This is a genomic window from Clostridium sardiniense (assembly GCF_016907995.1).
Taxonomy (GTDB): domain Bacteria; phylum Bacillota; class Clostridia; order Clostridiales; family Clostridiaceae; genus Clostridium; species Clostridium sardiniense.
The window spans coordinates 51,258-75,096 of the sequence record NZ_JAFBDA010000010.1 but is presented as its reverse complement, the minus strand read 5'-3'; the positions used below and the strand labels follow the sequence as shown (position 1 = coordinate 75,096).

The following is a 23,839-nucleotide window of genomic DNA, read 5'->3' as shown; positions in this document are numbered from 1 at the left end:
CATAAATAATATACAATATTTTACATATCTCTTAAATTAAAGGTGGTGAAATTATTTTGGCTCTATTAAATATTAATAATATAACAATGAAATATCACTCTCTTAAAGGAGAAACTGAAGCTATAAAAGATATTACTTTTGCTGTAGATGATAAAGATTTCTTAAGTATTCTTGGTCCTTCTGGCTGTGGAAAATCTACTCTTTTAAACATTATGAGTGGACTTTTACCACAGTCAAGTGGTACTGTCACATATAACAATGAACCTATAAAGGCCAATCTAGATAAAATAGGATACATGTTTCAAAAGGATCATCTCTTTGATTGGACCACAGTTTGGAATAATGTAACTCTAGGGCTAAAAATTAAAGGATTACTAACTGATGAAAATATAAAAAGAGTTGAAAATTTATTAGAAAATTATGATTTAAGTAAATTTAAAGATCATAAGCCTAGTGAATTATCTGGTGGTATGCGTCAAAGAGTTGCTCTAATTAGAACTCTTGCTTTAAATCCTAGAGTTTTATTCTTGGATGAACCTTTTTCAGCATTAGACTACCAAACTAGACTCAATGTTTGTGATGAAATTCATGAAATAATAAAACTCGAAGGTAAAACTGCTATTATGGTAACACATGATATAAGTGAAGCTATATCAACTTCAAATAGAGTTATTGTGCTGACTAAAAGACCCGCTATCATAAAAAAGGAAATATCTATTTCTTTCAGAAATGATCCTTTAACTCCTTTTAATAGGAGAAAAGAAAGTGAATTTAAAGATTATTTTAATTTGCTATGGAAGGAGCTTGATGATAGTGATAAGTAAAGAACATGAACTTTATATAAAAAATTTAAAAAGAGATAAATTTAAAGTAGCATTTTTTAGAATTTTCATATTAGTTTTCTTCCTGTGTCTATGGGAGGTTGCAGCTGATTTTAAATGGATAGATCCATTCTTAACCTCTTCTCCTAGCAGAATATTTGATTCCCTTTTAACTTTCATCGCAGATGGAACTATATGGAGACACATTGCAGTTACATGTTACGAAACAATTCTTGGATTCCTTCTTGGTACTGTAATTGGAACTATTATTGCAATTATTTTATGGTGGTGTCCTTTTACCTCTAAAGTATTAGATCCATATTTAGTTGTCTTAAATGCACTTCCAAAAGTTGCACTTGCTCCAATAATTATATTCTGGGTTGGAAATGGTACAATGGCTATAATTGTTATTGCCCTTCTTATATCACTTGTAACAACAATTATAAGCGTGCTTACTGGTTTCACTGAAGTAGATAGTGAAAAACTATTACTCATGAAGACATTCCAAGCTTCTAAATTCCAAATATTAAGATATCTAATCTACCCATACACTATACCAGTATTAATATCAGCACTTAAAATAAATGTAGGTTTATCTTGGGTTGGTGTAATAATGGGTGAATTCTTAGTAGCTAGAGAAGGTCTTGGTTTCTTAATAGTTTATGGTGGACAGATTTCTCAACTTAACATGGTAATGATGAGTATTGTAATACTTTCCATTATTGCTTTTATAATGTATAAAATCGTAGCTATAGTAGAAGATAAATATATCAAAAAATAATTAACAATATGTTAAAAAAATTTTTTTGATAACAATTTCATTGAGAAAAATAGAGGATTTGCAGATACTTCAAATTTACAATTCCTCTATTTTTTTGGACTTACCATTGGTTTACTTAATTCTTCTAAAGTGATACATTTATAAGGTACTAAAGATACTAAGGAGAGATTGACTTGAAATTATTCAGAGAAGCACTTATTATATTCGGAATATATTTAATAGGAGAAGTAATAGTTGCCTTAACTCATATTCCTATTCCAGGAAATATTATTGGTTTACTATTACTTTTAATATGCCTTTGTACTAAAATAATAAAAGTTAGCCAAGTTGAAACCCTAACAAATTTCTTTTTAGATCATTTAGCTTTCTTCTTCTTACCAGCAGGAGTTAGCTTAATGAATTCACTTGGAGTTATAAAAGCAAACTTTATTCAGATACTAGTAGTGTGTGTAATTACTACGGCAGTTATTATTGCCTCAACTGGTTTAATTGTACAATTTATTGTTAACCTGTTAAATAAAAAAAAGAAAGGAACTGAAGAAGATGAGTGTAATAACTAGCAATATATTTTTTAGCATAGTTCTTTCTCTTATTGCATTTGAGATTGGATTATTTATCTATAAAAAAACAAATATACCGCTATTTAATCCCTTACTTATAGCAATAGTTATTGTAATTGCAGTTTTAACTGCATTCCACGTAAATTTTGATACTTATAATGAAGGAGCACAATTTATAAATATGTTCCTTGGACCTGCAACAGTCGTTCTAGCAGTTCCACTTTATAAACAAATAGAATTACTAAAGAAAAATGCAATAGCTATTTTTATTGGAATATTTTTTGGAACATTAATTGGAATTTTTTCAATTATACTTTTATCCCATTCATTAGGTCTTAATATATCAATGATAGTATCATTAATGCCTAAGTCTGTAACAACTCCAATAGGTATTGCTATAAGTAAAGAATTTAACGGTATAGTTCCAGTTACTGTACTTGCGATTATTTTATCTGGAATAATTGGTGCAATAATTGGACCTACAATATGTAGAATATGTAGAATAACAAATAGAATTGCAATTGGTATTTCTCTAGGAACAGCATCACATGCTGTTGGAACTACAAAAGCATTAGAACTTGGAGAAACTGAAGGCGCTATGAGTTCACTTTCAATAGGTATAGCTGGTATGATGACCGTATTTATTGCACCTCTAGCCTTTAATATTGCAATGTTTGTATACAGATTATTTGTACATTAGAATTTATTTTCAGCATTTATCTAAGCATTATTATTTGTAAAAAAGAAACCTAAAATTCTTAGGTTTCTTTTTTCTTATCTTTTTATTTTATAAACATAAGCCTTCCGTTGTTCATCCCCCTCACTTCATCTGCATACACAGATGACTCACCACTTGGAAATAACTTATCAAAATCTTCTAAAGTCTCCAGACTAGTTATTATTTCATTTTTTCCATTTGATATATCTTCTCTAATCCCTCTTTCATTGTATAAGCTAATTCTTTATTGTCCTCTATAACTAATACACCTCATACAAACACACCTTAAATACTTAATATTAAAATTGCCTTTATTATAACATAACAAAAAGGATTTTACATAATATTGTAAAATCCTTTTTACTACTTAATTACTATATACACTTTTGACTTCTAAAAGTTTTCTATTTAATAATCCTATTCTATTCTCTTTAAAAACTGTATATGTTGATTTCTTTGTATAAGCTTCTAACTTAACCATAAACTCCTCAGGCTGTATGCTTTTTTCATGTACAAGTTTTAACCCCTTTTCCCATGATGCTGTAAGCTTTGGATTTAAAAGAGATGGTATAGATGCATTTATTACTTCATAAATCATCTCACCAAGCTCTGTTGGTGTTAGGGTTTGTGTTTTGTTATTCGATTTTACATAATCAATATTCATGAGCTTTTTTAATATCTCAGCTCTAGTTGCTGAAGTTCCAATACCTGCACCTTTTATATGCTCTCTTAGTTCTTCATCTTCTATAAGCTTACCTGCATTTTCCATAGCTATTATTATTGAACCTGTCGTAAATCTCTTTGGAGGGCTAGTTTCCCCCTCTTTCATTTCTAAAGAATTTATACTAACCTTTTGACCTTTTCTTAAATCTTTAGGGAATTCATCGGCTCCGTCTTCCTTTTTGCTATCTAATATATCTAAGTATCCTCTTTCAATACATACCTTCTTTGTTGTATAGAAAGATTCATCACCTACAGTTATAGTTATCGCTTGCTTACTATACTGTGCTTTAGGATAAAATATAGCTATAAATCTTCTAAGTATTAAGAAATACATTTTTCTCTCTATTTCTTTTAAAGAATTTATAATAGAACTTCCCTCTCCAGTTGGAACTATAGCATAGTGATCTGTGATTTTCTTATCATCAACATACTTACTTTTTAGTATAGTTTTATCCCAGTTATTATCTAATATAGCATTAGTAGCATTCTTTAAATCCTCTCCTATATCTATTTTAGATAACTTAAATATTGTTTTCTTAATTCCCTTTGCAACTGCTGTAGATAATACTCTAGCATCAGTTCTAGGATATGTCACCATCTTCTTTTCATATAGAGTTTGAAGGTGCTTTAAGGTCTCATCAGGACTTATTTTAAATTTCTTAGAACATTCATTTTGAAGCTCTGCTAAATTAAATAAAAGTGGTGCATTTTTATTTTCTTTAGTCTTTTTTATATTTGATATTATTCCTTCTTCTAAAACCTCTAATTCCTTAATAAGATTTTCGCAGTCTTCTTTTTTCTTAAATCCACCTTCATTATATAATTTAGGTGAATCCTTATATTTAGACTTCTCTAAAGCTTTCCATTCACTCTGTATATCTTCCTCCTTCTCTTCTCTACTAAAACTTCCTGCAATCTTATAAAATGATGTCTTTTTAAAGTTTCTAATTTCCCTCTCTCTATCAACAACCATTCCTAAAACACAGCTCATAACTCTTCCGACAGCTACAACTGAATTCTTATCTTTCTTTAATATGTTAGATACCTGTCTTCCATATATAAGTGTTAACAGTCTTGAGAAATTAATTCCTATTATGTAATCTTCCTTTGCTCTTAAATAAGCTGAGTGTGCTAAAGAGTCATACTCTTTTAGAGGCTTTGCTTCCTTAATACCTCTTTTTATTTCTTCCTCAGTTTGAGAATCAATCCATATACGTAGTTTTTCTTTTTCTGGATTACCTGATAAATCATCAACTAACCTGTATATATATTCCCCTTCTCTTCCCGAGTCGGTACATACATATATTTTGTCAATATCACTTCTATTTAACAACTTACTAACTACATTAAATTGACCTTTAGCTGAATTTATTACCTCATATTTATAATCCGTAGGTAAAAATGGAAGGTCCTTTAAATTCCAGTATTTTAACTTTTCATCATAAGCCTCCGGATAAGACATAGTCACCATATGTCCTACACACCAAGTAAATACTGCTTTGTCACTCTCTATATATCCATTATTTCTTTTTCCATCTACCTTTAGTAACTTAACAAAATCCATTGCTACTGAAGGTTTTTCTGCTACAAATAAAGCTTTTCCCATAATTATTTCCTTTCTAAAGAAAATAAACCTTCAAAAAGAAGGTCTATTAAAATTATACTATGAAATTATTATTTTTCCAAATATAATGTTTTACATTTCATTTATCATCCAAATTACTATGTTTAAATAGGCTGCATAACCACACCAAATTAAATATGGAATTAATAATACTGATGATATCTTATCAATCTTTATAAATTTTATTATACATATTATTATTAAAATTATAAGTATGATTATATTAATTGCTGATAGTCCATACAATTTTAAATTAAAGAATAATATAGGCCATAAGAAATTAATCAAAAGCTGAATAAAATACACTATTAAAATTCCATAACTCCTTTTTTCTTCTTTAAGAATCATATATACTCTGTATAGAGCAAACCCTATAAGTATATATAGAATAGGCCATACAATGCCAAACAGCCATCCTGGTGGTGAAAATTTAGGTTTTGCAAGAGTTTCGTACAAAGCCATAGAATCTTTTGTAATATATCCTACCAATACTCCTCCACCTACTGGAATTAATATTGATATAATAAATGGTATAATCTTAAATTTGTCATTTACCTTAAATATATTTTTCATAACTCACCTCAAAGTACATCTTTAATATTAATAATATACTTAATATAAGTTAATTATTCTTAAATATATATATCTGCGAACTCAACATCAACCTTTTTATCTAACGTTACTATCTCAACACTCTCTCCTGGCTCATACCCTCTTATATCCTCTACAATAGGAAGCTTTATTATAAACTTATTTCCTTGAGCCTTTTCTGATTCAAATTCTATGCTTCCATCATGTAATTCTATAATTGTTTTACTTAAAAATAATCCAAGACCACTACCTTCTTTTTGTCTATTTAATGATTTATTTAACTTTGTAAACTGATCAAAGATATATTTTTTCTCTTCTTCATCAATAATTTTTGTATAATTTTTAACTATTATATATAAATAATTTTTCTTAGAATACATATTAATTTTTATGTTTCTATTTCGTTCTCCATGTTTTACACTATTAGATAATAAATTAAGTATTACTCTTTCAATCATATCTCTATCAACAGGTAAATATATTTCGCTCTCTTCTGAATCAAATATTATAGAGTTATTAATTTTCTTTGCATACTTACTTGTTGCAATGGATACTCCTTCAACAACTTCGACTATATTATAGATTTTCTTATTAGGTTTTAAATACCCTTCTGAAATCTTATTTGCATCAATAAAATTATTTATTGTTCTTATAAGTCTCAAACAATTTTGTCTTATAATATCATTATTTTTACTTACACTATTAATATTGTTATCTTTAAGATATATTTCATTTAATGTAAGGGCTGAATTTATAACATTTATTGGAGTTCTCAGCTCATGAGATATATTAGAATAAAATTCATTTTTTATATCTTCTTGTCTTACAAAATCTTCATACCTTTCTCTAATCTTATTATATACATTGTTATCTGTAATATCTCTTATATACACTATCTCTCTTTTTTCTCTGTTTTTAACTAAATATAATTCTAACTCTTTTAAGTTATTACTTTTACTATTAAATCTATATAATTTTTCAAGATTATTACCAAATAATCTAACATCACTACCTTCTAATATTAAGCTACTATCTATACTCTCTTTTTCTATTAAATTATCTAATACGTAATCGAAATCTCTTCCTAATAATTCTCCCTTATATCTAAAACCTAACATATCTACAGCCTCATTATTAACGTAAGTAATCTTCCCCATATTAAATGTTATAATCCCATCTTTAAATGATTCTATTAAATCATAGTATCTTTTTTCACTTTTAATATTTATTGTATTTAATTCATTTAAAATTACATTCCTTTGATTTAATTTTAAATTTAATTCACTTTGCTTCTTTTTTACTTTTAATAAATTTTCCTTCATTTGTGTATACATCAGACTTAAGATATTACTAGTTATACCTTCATATATAGAAAAATACGCTACATACTTTACTACATATGCTTCAAAAGCAAAATTACATGTATATATATAAGATATTTTAAGTAACAAATGATACATATTCATAAGTATAAAATAAAGGAATATATATTTATACTTAATTTCCTTATATTTTTTTCTAATTCTATTTAATAATATTATTAAAAGAATTATTAAGATAAATTGTACAAGAAGTACTGTTATGAATACTGAAGATTCATCAATCTCTCTTAAATCATATAGAAAAATCCCCAATATACTAGATATTATAGTAATCACAAAATATGTAATAATGGATTTTTTATTATCGACCTTATGTTTCATTAATATAAATGAAACAGGTAATATTAATATTCCCAATATCTCACTTATTGTAAAAGTAATATACAACCCCATATTTTCTAAGATATGAATTCCAAACTTACTTATGAAAACTTGCGAGAATTCAATTAATCCTATAAATAAGAATCCAATTCCTATGTAATTATAATAATTAGAACTCTTCCTAATTATTGCTATTACTGCAAGAGATATTCCAAAGGATGCACATGATACATTTAACATATTATAAAACATTGGATATGACCCTGTTATATAATATATAATTAATAATATTAATAATATAGCTATTGCACCATTAAGTGAGTATGTTAATCTATTATTACATAATTTCGAATTCATACATTTCATTCTCATTTGAAATAAACTCCCTTTTAAATGTTATAGTAATTTTAGTTCCTTGTCCTTTGCTGCTCTCTATAACTATATTTCCCTTTTGTAATTCTACTAATTTTTTAACAACAAATAATCCTATTCCACTTCCCTTGTCTGACACATCATCGTTATTCTCTCCCATAGCATACTTCATAAAAATTTTATCAATAAATTCTTTATCCATGCCTATGCCATTATCCTGTATAACTAAATCAACCAAATCTCCATTTTCAAAAATTCCTACTTCAATTTTTCCATTTTTACTAGTAAACTTTATAGAATTTGATATTAAATTTAATAAAATCCTTTGCATAAATTCCTCATCTAAGTAAGAATATATCTCTTCATTATCAGTATCAAAAATAAGCTCTATATCTTTTTCATTAGCATAGAAAATCAAACTATTTACTGTATCTTCAACAAATTCCACTATATTTATTATCTCTAAGGTCGGAAATAAGTAATCTGATTGAATCTTGCTACTATCTATAAGATTATTTGTAAGTTTTATTAAGGCAAGACAATTCTTTTTTGATATATTATTATACTTAAGTAATGCTTGTATATCTTTATTTTCCACAAAAATATATTCAAGCTGAAGTGCTGAATATATTACATTTATAGGAGTTTTTAAATCATGACTTATATTTGAAAGAAAATCTCTTTTTATACCTTCCTGCGTTAACTTTCTCTCCAAATTTTCTTTCATAGAGCTCATATCAACTTTAGATGTTATGTCACTTATACCTAATATTATTTCTCCATTCTCTTTATTTTTATCTATAAATTCTATATTTAGGTATCTTGTCTGTCCGGCTTTCTCTATTCTTCCTCTATATATATTTTTATTATATGCTATCTCATCATTTCCCCTCTCCCTTTCATCTAAAGAAATAAAATTATTTACTTTTTTATTTATAACATTCTTAATATCTTCTTCTTTAATTAGATTCAAAAAAGATTTATTACAATAAATTATTCTATGTGTACTGTCACTTAATATAATTATAGGTACTGGTATACTTCTAAAGAATTCCTTAAACATAATTTCCTTTCTTCTAATTAAATTATGTGAAAATTCTAATTCATCATTTTTTAATGAAATATCGTAATTAATAGAATTAAGTTTTTCATTACTTTCATATAAATCTTTAAATAACAATTTATATGGTGTATCTATAATTTTGTATATAGTACTGATAAATAGTATCGATACTGATATAAATATAAGTAAATTAATTATATATCTTATAAAAATATTTTCACCAAAAAGCATTATAACTGTTAGCGTATTCATTATAGATGCCAAAATAGCATATGAATATAAATAATTTATTTTATTATTTATATATAGCTTATATTTAGATATATTATATATATTATATATATTCACTAAAATACACGTTAAAATTACAACAATTAACAAAACCCAAAATAATCTATTTGATTCCAAAATATATGCTAAATATCCACTACTTACTATTATAAACATACTAAATATTACATTTACACGTCTATTAGCTATATACCGATATACAGATACTGTTGATAAGGCCCCTACTATAAATAATGTATATTTATAAGATAAGCCATTAATTCCAGGTCTAAATCTAAAAAAAGTATGTGGAATATCTATTGTAAGTAAATTCATCATTACTATAATAAAAAAAACAAAATAGACTGATAACGCCTCAAAGATTTTACTTTCTGATATATTTGCATTAGAATAGGTTAAAAGTAATCCGCAACAAGATACTACAACATAATATGCTTTTATTATAAAATCAAATACCGGAACATTATCATCTATAAAAATCATAAGAAATACATATAACCATATATATATAACAAAGGATATAACAACTATACTTATAAAAAATCTCTTATTAATATATATAATATCCCTTAATTCCTTCTCAAGCTCCATTTTTTCCCCTCCTATATAATATATATTTTACTTTATTTTTCCTATTATGTGAAGTTTTTATAAACAAAACCTAGTCAAATTAAATTCGACTAGGTTCTATTATCCATCCTATTTTTTCTAAATTTCTTTACTATTTTTTAATTACTACTGCAACTACATCCTTACCTTCTGTAACTTCTCCATAATTAATCTCCACTTTATTATTCTCTGTTAAGTTAGTAAAGACTACTGGTGTTACAATTGATGGTACCTTCTCTCTTATGATATCAAAATCTACAGAAAGAAGTTTATCTCCGATTTTAACTCTATCTCCTTGTTTTACATAGGGTGTAAAGCCTTCTCCATTTAATGAAACAGTATCCATACCAACATGAATAAGAATTTCTAACCCATTATCACTAGTTATTCCTATTGCATGCTTAGTCGTAAATAGTGATGTTATTTCTCCAGCAACAGGAGCTGAAACAATATTTCCTAATGGCTCTATTGCAAATCCTTCACCCATCATCTTTTCTGCGAAGACCTTATCAGGTACATCCTCTATTCTTATAACATTTCCTGTAAGTGGGGCTAATATATCTTCCGGTATATCCTCAAGATTTTTATCCCTTATATCTTTTATTTCATCGTGATTTTCTAATTTTTTTTCTGTTGGTATTTTACCTGCCATTATCTCTTTTATTTGACCTTTTAATATATCAGATTTCGGTCCAAATATTGCTTGAATATTATTTCCAACTTCCATAACTCCAGCTGCACCCAGAGCTTTTAATTCCTCTTTATCTACTTCTGATATATCATTTACTATTACTCTGAGTCTTGTAATACAAGCATCTAAATTACTAATATTTTTTTTCCCACCTAAGGCCCTTAATACTTCTGTCGCAAGAGAAGCACCTTCTATATTTGTTGTACTTATACTTTCATTATCATCTTCTCTACCTGGAGTCTTTAAGTTAAACTTTTTAATTAATACTCTAAAAACTGAATAGTATATAAATGCATAAATTATACCTACAACTATAACTAAATACCACGGTGTTCTATTGGGTATTACTCCAAATAATATAAAGTCAATTACTCCTCCTGAGAAGGTCATACCTATTTTAACATTTAAAAGCTGCATGGTCATAAATGATAGTCCAGCCATTAAGCAATGTATAATAAATAATATAGGTGCAACAAAAAGGAATGAGAATTCTAGTGGTTCAGTAATACCTGTTAAAAATGATGTAAGTGCTGCTGACCCCATAATACCAGCTACTGCCTTCTTATGCTCTGGTTTAGCTTCTTGATATATAGCAAGTGCTGCTGCTGGAAGTCCAAACATCATAAATGGGAATTTACCTGTCATAAATGTTCCTGCTGTGAATGGTACTCCATCTTTCAATTGTGCAAAGAATATATTCTGATCTCCCATAATCAATTGTCCTGCTTTATCTACATACTCTCCAAATTGATACCAGAAAGGATTATACCAAATATGATGCAGTCCAAATGGAATAAGTGCTCTTTCGACAACTCCAAATATAAATGATGCTACAGTAGGATTAGCATATATCATACTTTTTGAAACATAAAATAACCCTTCTTGTATAGGTGGCCATATAAATGTCATGATTACACCTATTATTACTCCTAATGCCGCAGTAATAATAGGTACAAATCTTTTGCCTGCAAAAAAACCTAAATATGGTGGTAATTCAATTCTATAAAATTTATTATACATAGCCGATGCTATAAGTCCCATTATTATTCCACCAAATACTCCCGTCTGAAGGGTTGGTACTCCCACAACAGTAGTATACATAGGATCTGACAGCATATCAGTTGTTACCCCCACAAATGTTCCCATAGAAACATTCATAATTAAGAATCCTACAATAGCTGCAAGTCCTGCAACACCATCACCATCAGATAATCCGATAGCAACACCAACAGAAAATATTAATGGTAAATTTGCAAATATTATATTTCCTGATTGCTCCATCACACTTGCAACTAATTGTATCCAATCAGCTCTTAAATATGGTGCATTTACCAACAGAGCCTCATTCATAAATAAATTCCCAAAAGCTAACAATAATCCTGCTGCTGGAAGAAGAGCTACTGGTAACATCAAAGCCTTACCGATTCTTTGTAATACTCCAAAAATCTTTTTACCCATCTCTCTATTCTCCTTTCTATATTTATGGCAAGATTATTTTTTCCATCTTTCTATTTATTTACACTGGATAAAGTATCCATAAAATATAATATCTACTTTCAAATAAAAAAATAGATGATCATTTATAATAATTACAAACTTAACTTTGCATTATTTCATACAATCATCTACTAATATATAGTACCTTATATCTTAAACTATATTAAATAGTTTATTTTCTCTATCTTTAATCCATATTATTATGTCATTTATTACTTCATCTCTATTTTTCTCATTTAACATTTCATGTCTTCCATCTTTATATAACTTATATTGTATATCTTTAACACCTATATTTTTATATAAATTATATAAATTGACTATTCCTTTACCAAAATACCCTACAGGATCTTTATCACCTGCAAATATATATATGGGAATATCTTTTCTTATGTTATTAAAATTATCGCCTTCATGAATACTCCATATTCCGTCTATTAGATCATGATAAAAAGATGTAGTACATATAAATCCACAATATTCATCATTTATATACTCATCTACAGTTTCCTCATTTCCGCATATCCAATCATATGGAGTCCTTGCAGGCTCAAAAGTTTTATTAAAATCTCCAAAGGACAACTTGTCCATAAGTGGACTTTTAGCTTTTCTTCCTTTTAAATTCATTTCAATTTTAGCTATTTTTCTTCCTACCTTAGTTATAGGATTAGGTTTTCCATTACTTCCTGATAATATCAGCATTTTAATTGTTTCCCCATATATCTGTGCATATCTTTGACTTAAGAATGATCCCATACTATGCCCAAATAATATTATAGGGAGTTCTCTATACTCTTTTTTTATAATGTCATTTAATTCTTTCATATTTGCTATCATTAATTTAAAACTGCTATCATCACCAATATACCCAAGTTCTTCTTTGCTAGATACGCTTTTCCCATGACCTCTATGATCGTTAGCATATACAGCATATCCCTCTTTATTAAGTCTTCTTGCAAAATAATCATATCTTTCTGCAGTCTCAGCCATGCCATGTGCTATTTGAACTACTCCTTTAATTTCTATTTTTCCATCTGGAACCCACTTATATACATGTATTTCTTTTCCTAAACTATCTTTAAATTTAAAATTATTAATACTCATATTTCCCCCTCCATATAAATTTATTTTAATTAAAAATAAAGAGACTGTAAATTAAAAACAGTCTCTTTAAGTCAAAATTAATGTTCTACAATATCACTTTCTCTAAGCTTTTTAATAAAGTTTGCACTTGCTTTATTCATGATCTTCTTAAAGAATATACCAATCAATATGAAAATTATAGCAACAGAAACTAATATTATTATATCTCTTTGCATAAGTTCTGGTACTATACCTCCAACTAAACCTCTCATTCCTTCAATTGCATATTTAAATGGCAGGAATGGATTTATTCCTTTAAAGAACCCTGACATAACTTCTACTGGGAATGTTCCTCCTGATGCTGCAACTTGAAGCACTAGGAATATTATACATATAGCTTTACCAACATTTCCAAAAACAGAGACAGTTGAATATATAATTGTTATAAATATTACACTTATAAACATTCCAAGTAATACAAACAATGCTGGATGCATTACATAAGTTTTAAGTATAAATATATCTCCTAGTGTTACAACAGCACCTTGAAGTATTCCTATAGTAAGGAACGTTAAATACTTTCCAAAGTATACTTCCCTAGGAGATGGAACTATTCCATCTTCAAAAGGTTTCACGCTAACTGTTAATATTGATACAAGTATTAATCCTCCAACCCAAAGTGCCAATGTTGTATAAAATGGTGACATTGCTGAACCATAATTCGGTACAGGGAATAATCTATTTGTTTGTATCTCTACTGGACTTACTAAGAAACTAGTCTTTTCTTTCCAATCCCCTGTAATGATTTTAAGAATTTCATCTATGTCTGCTTTTTTATCTACCTTCTTTATATCTGCAACCATTTTACTAAATGTCTTTTTAAATTCTGGGAACTCTTTTTTAACTTTTGCAAGTTCTTTATTTGTAAGTTTTGTTCCTTTTGAAAGCAATGATAATACATTTTTAACGTCTGGCATAACCTTTTGAGTACTATCAATTAGTCCTAATGCATCCTTAGACATTCCATCTAGTTTATCTAAAGCACCGTTTATTCCAGGTACAATGTTACTATCATAACTTCCTATTATATTTCCGATCTCTGATGATATTGAGTCTATTTTATTATTTAATTTCTTAATACTTTCTGGTTGTAATATAGTATTATTATTTACCAAACCAATATCTTTGTTTATTTCAGATATAAGATTTGAAAGCTTTCCTTCAATATTTTTCAGTCTAGTAATAGTATTCGATATTGAATCCTTATTTCCTACTTTATTTATAGATTCTAACATATCTATAACTGAGTTTAATGTTTTATCGACTGTAGTTAATTTATTATTTACATTGGTTAAAACCTTAAGTAATGTTTCTTTATCATAACCTTCAGATACATTTCCTAGAATTTCACTTGCACCATTTAATAAATCTTTTCCAAAAATTAAATCCTCTTTTATTATAGGAGCAAGACTATTAAAGCTTTCTTTTGACTTTTCAATAAAACTCTTCCCCTTATTTAAGGCATCATCTGCATTCTTTAAGGTATTGTCAACTTGAGGCATAATTTTATCTATTTTGGCCAGCATTTGATCTATTGTAATTGTTCCATCATAAGCCTTATTTATTAAATCTTCTATTTGTGGCATATTATCATTTATTTTATATATTAAATCAACTGCATCTCTAATCTTGTCTCTAGATGATTCATACTCTATACCAACATTATTTAACGCTTTGAATATTGCCCCATTTACTGTTTCTGATACTGTATCATCAACTTGTGCCTTTAAAGATTGAACTCCTTTATCTGTTATCTTTGGAGCTATTGCATTTGATGATTCATTTACTGTATATATAAGTTTTGGTTTTACTATTTTATCTGAAGTTGGTGATATTAAATCTTTTGAGAAATCATCTGGTATTATAATACTTGCAAAGTAATCTCCCATACGAACTCCATTATCAGCTTTTTCTTTATTTACAAATTGCCAACCAATATCATGGTTCTTTGAAAGTTCTTCAATCACTTGCTTACCAACATTTACTTCTTTATCATTAAATTCAGATCCCTTATCTTCATTAACTATAGCTACTTTTATTCCACTCGTACTCCCATATGGATCCCATGAAGATTTTATATTAAACCATGCATATAATGATGGAAGTATTATAAGTCCACATACTACAATTACTGCAACCCAATTTGTAACTATCTTTTTTATATCTCTTGTAAAAATCTTAAAAACGTTTTTCATAAAGCATTCCTTTCTTCATATTTTGTTAATGTAACGATTATAACATAATTAATGACTAAAAGTCATTAATTATTTTTGCATTTTTTAAATTAATTTTATATGTATTTTCTTAATTAGTATGCACTATTATATAAAAATAAAATATCATCCTAATAAATAATATTTATTAGGATGATATTTCCACTTTATCTTATATCTCTATATGCAAGTAATGCATTTAAATTATCAAACGAATATACTTGAAGTGTTTTCGTATCACCGTAACCTCCATATATAGCACTATTTTTATCCATTACCTGAAACTCTTTAAGTTTTTTTAATGCTATATTGTATAGATCTTGGTTTCCAGTTTTACTTCCTATTCTAACTAGTAGACTATATATAGAAGTCGATTGTATATCAGAAGTTCCTTTCCCTGTGCTCGGATTATATGTTGCATAAATTGCTCCATCCTTTTTTAATTTTTCAGTAAGCCAATTTACACTAGTTGAGACATCTTGAGATACCTCTGCTTTATTTAATATACATATTAATGATAAAAGTGTATCAACATTCTCATCATCATATTTTCTAGTCTTCCTATCATAAGCCTTTCTATATAATGGTACTTCATTACTTATATATCCACCATCTAATAATTTAAGTGATGCACCATATATCTTTTTCCAATTATAATCTATATTACTTAAATATTTCATTGTAGGCAGATCAATATAGCAAAGAGTTGTTACATCACTTTTATTATATCCATCATTAAAATCACTTAATAAACTCTGATCTAACAAATCTTCCTTTATTGCCCTTGAAATACTTATAGCAAGCTTTCTATATTTAAAGTCACCCCATCTTTCATTAGCAAGAAGAAGTGATTTTACTATTCTTAAATCATCAATGGTTGCTGATGTTTTAGTTTTCTCTGTTCCTGTAACTCTCCATGAAACTAAATGATTTGGCAAAATCATATAATCTTCAATATACTTTAATGTCTTATTAAATGATTCTTGATCATCTCTCTCTAGATAATATAATAACATCATCCCCTCTGATTCAGATAAGACAGCATCCCCTTTAGTAATATCTCCCTCAGATTTTATATTTTTATAATTTGTCTTTATTCCCCCCTCTTTATTAGTTAGCTTTGAATCTATAAAGTTTAGAAGGAGTCCTTCTCTTTCTGATACTTGATTATTACTATAAGTAACTCCACTATCAACCGGCAATACATAAGGCATAGCAGCCTTTGCAATTATAAGTAAAATTAATAAAATAAAAAATCCTATTCCATAATTGAATATCTTTTTCTTTTTCACAACTTTATACACCTACTTTTCCTTAAAAATATATAGCTGATTATAAAAATAATCAGCTATGTTTTATTCGTATAGATATTTATAAACCTTATAGTAGATATTTACTTTATCTACATAATTCTTAGTCTCTGGGAATGGTATGTAATGAATGTCTTTGCCATTCTTTGAATAATTTTGATCCTTAAGCCACTTATTAACATTACCTCTTCCAGCATTATACGCTGATATTACTAAATCTCTATCCCCAAATTCATCATTTAAGTTATTTAAATACCAACATCCCATTTTTATATTTGTTTCTTCATTATAAAGCATATCAGTTGAATAATTTTTCATTCCCATTTGTTCTGCAATCCATTTCCCAGTACTTTCAGTAATTTGCATTAATCCAAAAGCATCTTTATGGGAATGAGCATTTGGATTGAATTTACTTTCAGCCTTAATTATAGACAACACAAATAACGGATCTAAGTTATATTCCTTACTATATTTATCAATAACCTCTTTATGCTTATATGGAAAAGCATATTTTTTAACTCCAAATTTTATTCCTAATAATGCTACTACTATAATAATCAACCAGATTATCACTTTTTTAAACTTCATCCTAAAGCTCCTTGTTAAATTACTTTATTTATAAAATCTATAAAGTCGTCTACCTGCTCCTTAGCATATAATAGGTCTTTATTATTATCTATTATTATATTTGCAAAGTCTTTCTTTTTTTCTAGAGTCATTTGAGCATTTATTCTATTTAATGCATCATTATTACTTAATTTATCTCTAGATTTTAATCTTTGAAGTTGAGTTGAATTATCTGCTGTAACCAGTATAACATAATCCATCTCATCATGAAGCTTTGTCTCTATCAATGTAGGAGCATCTACAATTACTATTTTTTCCCCTTCACTTTGAAGCTTTTCTATATTATTCATTATTTCACTTTTTATATAAGGAAGTATTATGTTTTCATACTTTATTCTTTGCTTTGGAAATCTAAATATATGATTACCAAATTCCTTCCTTCTAAAGTCTCCTCTCCAATCAAAGAAACCTTCCCCAAATTCTACTCTAACTTTATCTAATATCTCAGGATATTTTACTAAAACATCCTTTGCAACAATATCGGCATCAATCACTTTAAATTTAGCTTCTTTAAGCATTAAAGATATTGTGCTTTTTCCTGTACCAATTCCACCAGTAAGCCCAATTCTTATCATGTTAAACCATGTCCTCCTTTACTTAGTGCTATACCATGTATCACCGAAATTCACATCTACATCTAGTGGAACACTAAGTTTATAAACATTTTCCATCTCTTCTTTTACTAATTTTTCCACTATATCAAATTCATCTTCTTCTACATTTAGTATAAGTTCATCGTGTACTTGAAGTATTAATGTACTTCTTAGATTTTCTTTCTTAAGCCTATTGAATACATTAATCATTGCTATTTTTATTATATCTGCTGCACTCCCTTGAATTGGTGCATTCATAGCAAGTCTTTCCCCTAATGCTTTAACAATCTTATTTGATGATTTAATTTCTGGTATAAATCTTTTTCTATTTAAGATTGTAGTTACATAACCAGTTTCCTTAGAGTCTTTTATTATGTTGTCTAAGTATTCCTTTATTTTAGGATATCTATCAAAATAAATACTCATATATTCTGAAGCTTCTTTTTTAGTAATTCCAAGATCTTGTGCAAGTGAAAAATCACTTATTCCATATACAATCCCAAAGTTAACTGCCTTTGCACTTGAACGCATTAAAGGTGTTACTTCATCTATTGGAACATTGAATACTTCTGAAGCTGTTTTTGTGTGGATATCGCTATGATGTTTGAAGGCATTTATCATATTTTCATCTCCACTTATATGAGCTAAAACTCTAAGTTCTATTTGTGAATAATCGGCAGATAAAAGTTTATCTGACTTTTCTTTAGTTATGAAAATCTTTCTTATTTCTCTTCCCATTTCATATCTAATAGGAATATTTTGAAGATTTGGCTCTGTACTTGATAATCTCCCTGTAGTTGTTACAGTTTGATTAAAGCTACTATGAATTGAACCATCTACATCTATTAAAGCTTTCATTCCTTCTACATAAGTAGAATTAATTTTAGTCATCTGTCTATAATAAGTTATTTTATCTATTATAGGATGCTTATCTCTTAATTTATCTAAAACATCTACGTTAGTTGAATATCCTGTTTTAGTTTTCTTTATAACAGGAAGGTCTAACTTTTCAAATAAAATTTTACCAAGTTGCTTTGGTGAATTTATATTAAACTCTTCATCTGCAAGAGCATAGATCTCACTTTGAACTACTTCAATTTCCTTTTTGAATTTTACTGCAAGTTCATCTAAAACATTCTCATCAACTTTAAATCCTTCTTCTTCCATATCTGCAAGTACAGTTATCAACGGATGTTCTACATTATAATAAAGTTCTTCCATATCTTCATTCTTAATTTTATCCTTAAGAACTTTATATAAGGCGTGCATATAGCTTACCCCTTCTATTAATCCTTCTTCACCTTTTTTAATTTCATCACCAATATATGTTGCTATAACTTCATTTAATGGATATTGTCCCTTTGAAGAATCTATAATGTATGCAGCTATTGCTGTATCAAAATCAAAATTTTCAATTGTTATATCCATTCTACTTAATATTTTAATTAATGTTTTAGCATCATGTATTACTTTTTTCTTATTTTTATCTTCAAAGAAAGACTTTAATATTACTAAAGTTTCCTTTTCATCCCTTTTTATACTTTCTTCAAAATCAAATGATACTCCATTATTATCTTCACCAAAGTATATTTTTTTTAACTTTCTTTTTGAGTTTAAGGCAGCTTCCTCTATTAAATAAGCTATGTAGTAAGTTTTATCTTCTTTTAATAATTCTTTTATACTCTCTAAAGACTCTATCTCTTTAGTATTTACTTCTACTCTTTCTTCTTCCCCTATAAATTTTACAAGAGAAGATTTCATTTGAAGCTTTATTAATAGCTCTTTTAATCCTTCTTTATTAATTATATTTTCATTGCTTATATCTTCTATCAGATTATCTATTGGAACTTCAGTCATTATTGTAGCAAGTTTTTTACTAAATATTGCTTGTTCACTATAGGTTTCAAGATTTTCTTTTATCTTCTTACCGCTTATATTATCAATATTTTTAAGCACTTCCTCAACTGAACCATACTCTTTTATTAATTTATATGCAGTCTTTTCTCCAACCCCTGGAACACCTGGTATATTATCTGATTTATCTCCCATTAGCCCCTTAACATCAATAAATTGTGTTGGAGTAACTCCAAACTCTTCAATGAATGATTCTTTATTGTACTCAGCTGTTTCTGATACTCCTTTTTTAGTAATAACAACATTTATATTTTCATCTGCAAGTTGAAGTGCATCTTTATCTCCTGTAACAACATACACTTCCATACCTTCATCGGCTGCTACCTTAGCAGTTGTACCAATTATATCATCAGCTTCGAATCCATCTAATTCATATATCTTTATGCCAAGTAAAGCTAATAATTCTTTAACTAATGGGAATTGCTCTGCAAGTTCTTCTGGCATTTTCTTTCTTCCAGCTTTATAATCCCCATATTCTTTATGTCTAAAAGTTGGTGCTTTTTTATCAAAAGCTGCAACTATATAATCTGGATTTATATCATCCTTCATTTTTAATAACATATTTGTAAAACCATATATTGCATTAGTGTGAACCCCTTCACTGTTTGTAAGAGGGGGTAATGCATAAAAGGCTCTATTCATAAGTGAGTTTGAATCTAATATAAGTAACTTTTTCATAGTTCCTCCCTATCTAAGCCTTAAGCTCATTTCTGTGATTATATTTATAATTATATCCTAGATGCTCCATTATAACACTTCAAATTATAACAAAAGTAACATAGATATTAAAAAATACTAAGATCTAGTTCTCTAGATAGATCTTGTAATACTTTTAGTCCAGCTATACTGTTTCCCTTTTCATCTAAGGCCGGACCATATACTCCAATTCCCATATTCTTAGGAACTGACGCAATAATTCCTCCACCAACTCCACTTTTAGCTGGTATTCCTATTCTTACTGCAAATTCTCCTGAAGCATCATACATACCACAAGTAACCATTATAGACTTGACTATTTTGCAGATTTCTTTATCAATTAATCTTTCGCCACTCCATGGTATAATACCATCATTTGCAAGAACTGCTCCAAGTCTAGCTAAATCCTTTGCATTTGCTTCTATAGAGCACTGTCTAAAGTAAAGATCTAAAACTTCTTCAATATTCCCATCTAGTATTCCGCTACTTTTCATAAAATACGCTAATGCTCTATTTCTATTTCCTGTCAACTTTTCTGATATATAAACTTCTTCATTTATAGTTATATTAGGATTATTTGTAGCCTTTTTCATAAACCCTATAAGTTTTTTTAGTTTTTCCTCTTCTGTTCTTCCTTTTATAAGAGAAGTTGTAACTATTGCGCCTGCATTAATCATAGGATTATATGGTCTACCTGTTTCAGTTGTTTCTAATTTAACTATTGAATTAAACCCTTCACCTGTTGGTTCAACATTAACCTTCTTAAAAACATTTTCTTTTCCATTATCCTGTAACGCAAGCATTAAACCTACTATTTTTGAAATACTTTGTATTGTAAATTTTTTATCACAATTTCCCGCGAAATATTCATCTCCATCTAAATTTACTATTGCAATGCCTAAATCATTTACATCTGCCTTTAATAATGCCGGAATATATGAAGCTAGCTTCCCTTCTTTGCCGTAGACTTTATTTTTATCTACTAATCGTTGTAGTATATCAAACATGTTAAAGCACTCCATTCTTCTTACTTAATTAAACAAATTCAAGTAAATATATTATATTACTTATTAAGTTTACTTACAAGAAATATACTTCTTATTTATTTACACATTATTTTGCATATTCTTTACTTTATATGGTAAAATAATATTTAAAATTTAGGAGGTGTTCTTAAAATGAATAACTTTGAAAACTTATTAAAAAAATATGCTAATTTAGTTGTATCTAAAGGTGTTAATCTTCAAAAAGATAGACTATTATTTATTAGCTCACCAATAGAATGTTCTAACTTTGCAAGACTTCTATCAGAAGAAGCATTTAAAATTGGTGCAAAAGATGTATATATAAATTATTCTGATGAACTATTTACAAGAATAAGATTTGAGAATGCAACAGTTGAGACACTATCAAATGTCCCTCAATATGAAATCGATAAATACAATTACTTCGTCGATAATGGAGCTTCTTTTATCTCTATTTCAGCAAGCGACCCTTCATTATTTAAGGGAATAGATTCTAAAAAAATAAGTAGTTCAAGTAAAGCTAAAAATATAGCTCTTAGAAATTATTCCAATAAATTAATGAATAATGAAAATGCTTGGTGCGTTATTTCACTTCCTACTAAGGCATGGGCTACTAAGGTATTTAAAGATGTCTCTGAAGATGAAGCTATAAATAAATTATGGGATGCTATTTTCTCTGTTATGAGATTAAACTCTGAAGATCCAAATAAAGCATGGCAAGATCATTGTAATAAATTAAAAGAAAATATAAAAACTCTTCAAGATTACAATTTTGAAAAGCTAATATTTAAAAATTCTTTAGGTACTAATTTAGAACTAGAACTTGCTCCAAATCATATATGGTCAGGTGGTTCAGAATTTACTAAAGGATCAGTTGAATTTATTGCAAACATGCCAACCGAAGAAATATTTACAACGCCAAAAAGAAATGGAATAAATGGAATAGTACATTCTACAAAGCCTCTTAATTATGGTGGTAATCTAATAAATAATTTCTCTTTCACTTTTAAAGATGGTAAAATTATAGATTTCACTGCTGAAGAAGGTTACGATTCATTAAAAGAACTTTTAGATACTGACGATGGTGCTAGATATTTAGGCGAAGTTGCTCTTGTACCATACGATTCACCAATTTCAAATTCAAATATCCTATTCTATAATACTTTATTTGATGAAAATGCATCATGTCATTTAGCTGTTGGTAAAGCTTATCCATCATGCATAAAAGGTGGCGAAGATATGAATGATGAAGAACTTATTAAAGCTTCATCAAACGTATCATTAACGCATGTAGATTTTATGATTGGTTCAAAAGATTTAGATATATTGGGTATAACTGCAGATGGAAAAGAAGTTCAAGTATTTAAGGGTGGTAACTTCACTTTCTAAAATCAACTCATTATTCCTATAAAATTAAAAAGCTGTAAGACTTGTGTTCTTACAGCTTTCTCTTTAATATATTATAATTTTTATATACTCTATTAAGTAAGTCTTTTAAATTGTTTGAAGTTTCTTCAATAATTTCCCCGTTTGGTATCTTTCCACCTTCTAATTTAACATTATAAGCTTTATCACCAGAACCATTAAGCTTAAATGTGACGTTGGTTTTATCCTTTTTAAGATTTTCTATCATCTTATAATACTTCAAATAATTTTTTATATCCATACTACCTCTCTAGAGAATTTTTATACTATTTTAATTTTATTCTACGCTAATCTTATCTTTATCTTCTTTTGGCTTTGAATGAGATTCTACCTTTTCTCTAAAGTTTTTTATCTCATTTTCAAGCCCATCAACCAAGAAAGAAAATCTTTTCTTTATTCTCTTTTTAAATAAGAAGTTTTGCATAAATGCGTTTATACTTCCAAATATTCCTGTTGTATTATCACTTTCTTCTAATGAAAATAAAGTTTTATTATCTTCTGTTTTCTCAAAAGTATATGTTGAAACAAACATCATTTTATCTCTAACAGATGTTATTTGATAAAGTTCATTTTTTTTAAAATCTGTTATCTCAACTCTTATATCAACTTTCTTATTAGAATATGCACCTGTCTTTTTTGTAACTGCACATCCTATTGGATTCTTCTCATTAAATTTTGGAAAATCCCTTTTAGCTGTCTTTATAAATATATTGAATACTTCCTCTACTGGATAATTTAACTCTACTGTATTTTTAAAACTCATAATTTTCCTCCCAAGTTAAAGTCTAAAATTATACTACAATACTCCTTTATTTATAATATTATATAATATCGTTATAATCTTCAATA

Annotated in this window: 19 protein-coding genes; 5 read left to right on the top strand and 14 right to left on the bottom strand. The window is 27.9% G+C overall.

Translation table 11 applies throughout. The features are described from left to right. The first annotated feature begins 56 nt into the window (after positions 1–56). The 4 genes from JOC62_RS10150 (at position 57) to JOC62_RS10135 (ending at position 2,862) form a co-directional block, all read left to right on the top strand. Entirely contained in the window at positions 57–824 is a 768-nt protein-coding gene (locus JOC62_RS10150; protein WP_204595155.1) for an ABC transporter ATP-binding protein, read from the top strand. After that, positions 817–1,602, top strand: coding sequence for an ABC transporter permease subunit (locus JOC62_RS10145; RefSeq protein ID WP_204595213.1), 786 nt, complete (start codon positions 817–819; stop codon positions 1,600–1,602). Before JOC62_RS10150 ends, JOC62_RS10145 begins: the two co-directional genes overlap by 8 nt. A 173-nt stretch (positions 1,603–1,775) precedes the next feature. Continuing rightward, positions 1,776–2,162, top strand: coding sequence for a CidA/LrgA family protein (locus tag JOC62_RS10140; RefSeq protein WP_204595154.1), 387 nt, complete (start codon positions 1,776–1,778; stop codon positions 2,160–2,162). Continuing rightward, the gene (locus JOC62_RS10135) at positions 2,146–2,862 is read left to right on the top strand and encodes an LrgB family protein (RefSeq protein WP_204595153.1); all 717 of its coding nucleotides are present in this window, start codon (positions 2,146–2,148) and stop codon (positions 2,860–2,862) included. Before JOC62_RS10140 ends, JOC62_RS10135 begins: the two co-directional genes overlap by 17 nt. Positions 2,863–3,247: 385 nt before the next feature. Here the strand turns inward: JOC62_RS10135 and JOC62_RS10130 are convergent, their stop codons facing one another. The 12 genes from JOC62_RS10130 to glsA form a co-directional block, all read right to left on the bottom strand. Next, positions 3,248–5,209, bottom strand: coding sequence for a DNA topoisomerase (locus tag JOC62_RS10130; RefSeq protein WP_204595152.1), 1,962 nt, complete (start codon positions 5,207–5,209; stop codon positions 3,248–3,250). A 90-nt stretch (positions 5,210–5,299) separates the two neighbouring features. Beyond that, positions 5,300–5,800 (bottom strand): TspO/MBR family protein, encoded by a 501-nt coding sequence (locus tag JOC62_RS10125; RefSeq protein ID WP_204595151.1) that lies wholly within the window; start codon positions 5,798–5,800, stop codon positions 5,300–5,302. A 59-nt stretch (positions 5,801–5,859) separates the two neighbouring features. After that, positions 5,860–7,893, bottom strand: coding sequence for an ATP-binding protein (locus JOC62_RS10120; protein WP_204595150.1), 2,034 nt, complete (start codon positions 7,891–7,893; stop codon positions 5,860–5,862). Beyond that, positions 7,859–9,838 (bottom strand): sensor histidine kinase, encoded by a 1,980-nt coding sequence (locus tag JOC62_RS10115; protein WP_204595149.1) that lies wholly within the window; start codon positions 9,836–9,838, stop codon positions 7,859–7,861. The genes JOC62_RS10120 and JOC62_RS10115 overlap by 35 nt, the downstream gene beginning before the upstream one ends. Before the next feature lie 130 nt (positions 9,839–9,968). Next, positions 9,969–12,005: a glucose-specific PTS transporter subunit IIBC gene (gene ptsG / locus JOC62_RS10110; RefSeq protein ID WP_204595148.1), complete on the bottom strand. Its 2,037-nt coding sequence runs from the start codon at positions 12,003–12,005 to the stop codon at positions 9,969–9,971. 192 nt (positions 12,006–12,197) lie between these two features. Beyond that, on the bottom strand, positions 12,198–13,148 hold the full coding sequence (locus tag JOC62_RS10105; protein WP_204595147.1) for an alpha/beta hydrolase: 951 nt from the start codon (positions 13,146–13,148) through the stop codon (positions 12,198–12,200). 77 nt (positions 13,149–13,225) lie between these two features. Continuing rightward, on the bottom strand, positions 13,226–15,382 hold the full coding sequence (locus JOC62_RS10100) for a YhgE/Pip domain-containing protein (protein WP_204595146.1): 2,157 nt from the start codon (positions 15,380–15,382) through the stop codon (positions 13,226–13,228). 185 nt (positions 15,383–15,567) lie between these two features. Beyond that, complete coding sequence (locus JOC62_RS10095; protein ID WP_341534803.1) at positions 15,568–16,692, bottom strand: glycosyl hydrolase family 8; 1,125 nt, start codon at positions 16,690–16,692, stop codon at positions 15,568–15,570. A 63-nt stretch (positions 16,693–16,755) separates the two neighbouring features. Beyond that, positions 16,756–17,298 (bottom strand): lytic transglycosylase domain-containing protein, encoded by a 543-nt coding sequence (locus JOC62_RS10090; RefSeq protein ID WP_204595145.1) that lies wholly within the window; start codon positions 17,296–17,298, stop codon positions 16,756–16,758. A gap of 14 nt (positions 17,299–17,312) precedes the next feature. Beyond that, positions 17,313–17,912 (bottom strand): dephospho-CoA kinase, encoded by a 600-nt coding sequence (gene coaE, locus JOC62_RS10085; protein WP_204595144.1) that lies wholly within the window; start codon positions 17,910–17,912, stop codon positions 17,313–17,315. Positions 17,913–17,930: 18 nt separating this feature from the next. Next, positions 17,931–20,522 (bottom strand): DNA polymerase I, encoded by a 2,592-nt coding sequence (polA, locus tag JOC62_RS10080; RefSeq protein ID WP_204595143.1) that lies wholly within the window; start codon positions 20,520–20,522, stop codon positions 17,931–17,933. A gap of 107 nt (positions 20,523–20,629) precedes the next feature. Then, positions 20,630–21,547, bottom strand: a complete 918-nt coding sequence (glsA, locus tag JOC62_RS10075; RefSeq protein WP_204595142.1) for a glutaminase A — start codon at positions 21,545–21,547, stop codon at positions 20,630–20,632. A 171-nt stretch (positions 21,548–21,718) separates the two neighbouring features. Between glsA and JOC62_RS10070 the strand changes: the two genes are divergently transcribed. Next, on the top strand, positions 21,719–22,954 hold the full coding sequence (locus JOC62_RS10070; RefSeq protein WP_204595141.1) for an aminopeptidase: 1,236 nt from the start codon (positions 21,719–21,721) through the stop codon (positions 22,952–22,954). Between the two features lie 49 nt (positions 22,955–23,003). Here the strand turns inward: JOC62_RS10070 and JOC62_RS10065 are convergent, their stop codons facing one another. Further along, a complete protein-coding gene (locus JOC62_RS10065; RefSeq protein WP_204595140.1) occupies positions 23,004–23,231 on the bottom strand; it encodes a hypothetical protein in 228 nt (75 codons plus the stop codon). A 36-nt stretch (positions 23,232–23,267) separates the two neighbouring features. Continuing rightward, positions 23,268–23,753 (bottom strand): DUF3284 domain-containing protein, encoded by a 486-nt coding sequence (locus JOC62_RS10060; RefSeq protein ID WP_204595139.1) that lies wholly within the window; start codon positions 23,751–23,753, stop codon positions 23,268–23,270. Positions 23,754–23,839: the final 86 nt, after the last annotated feature.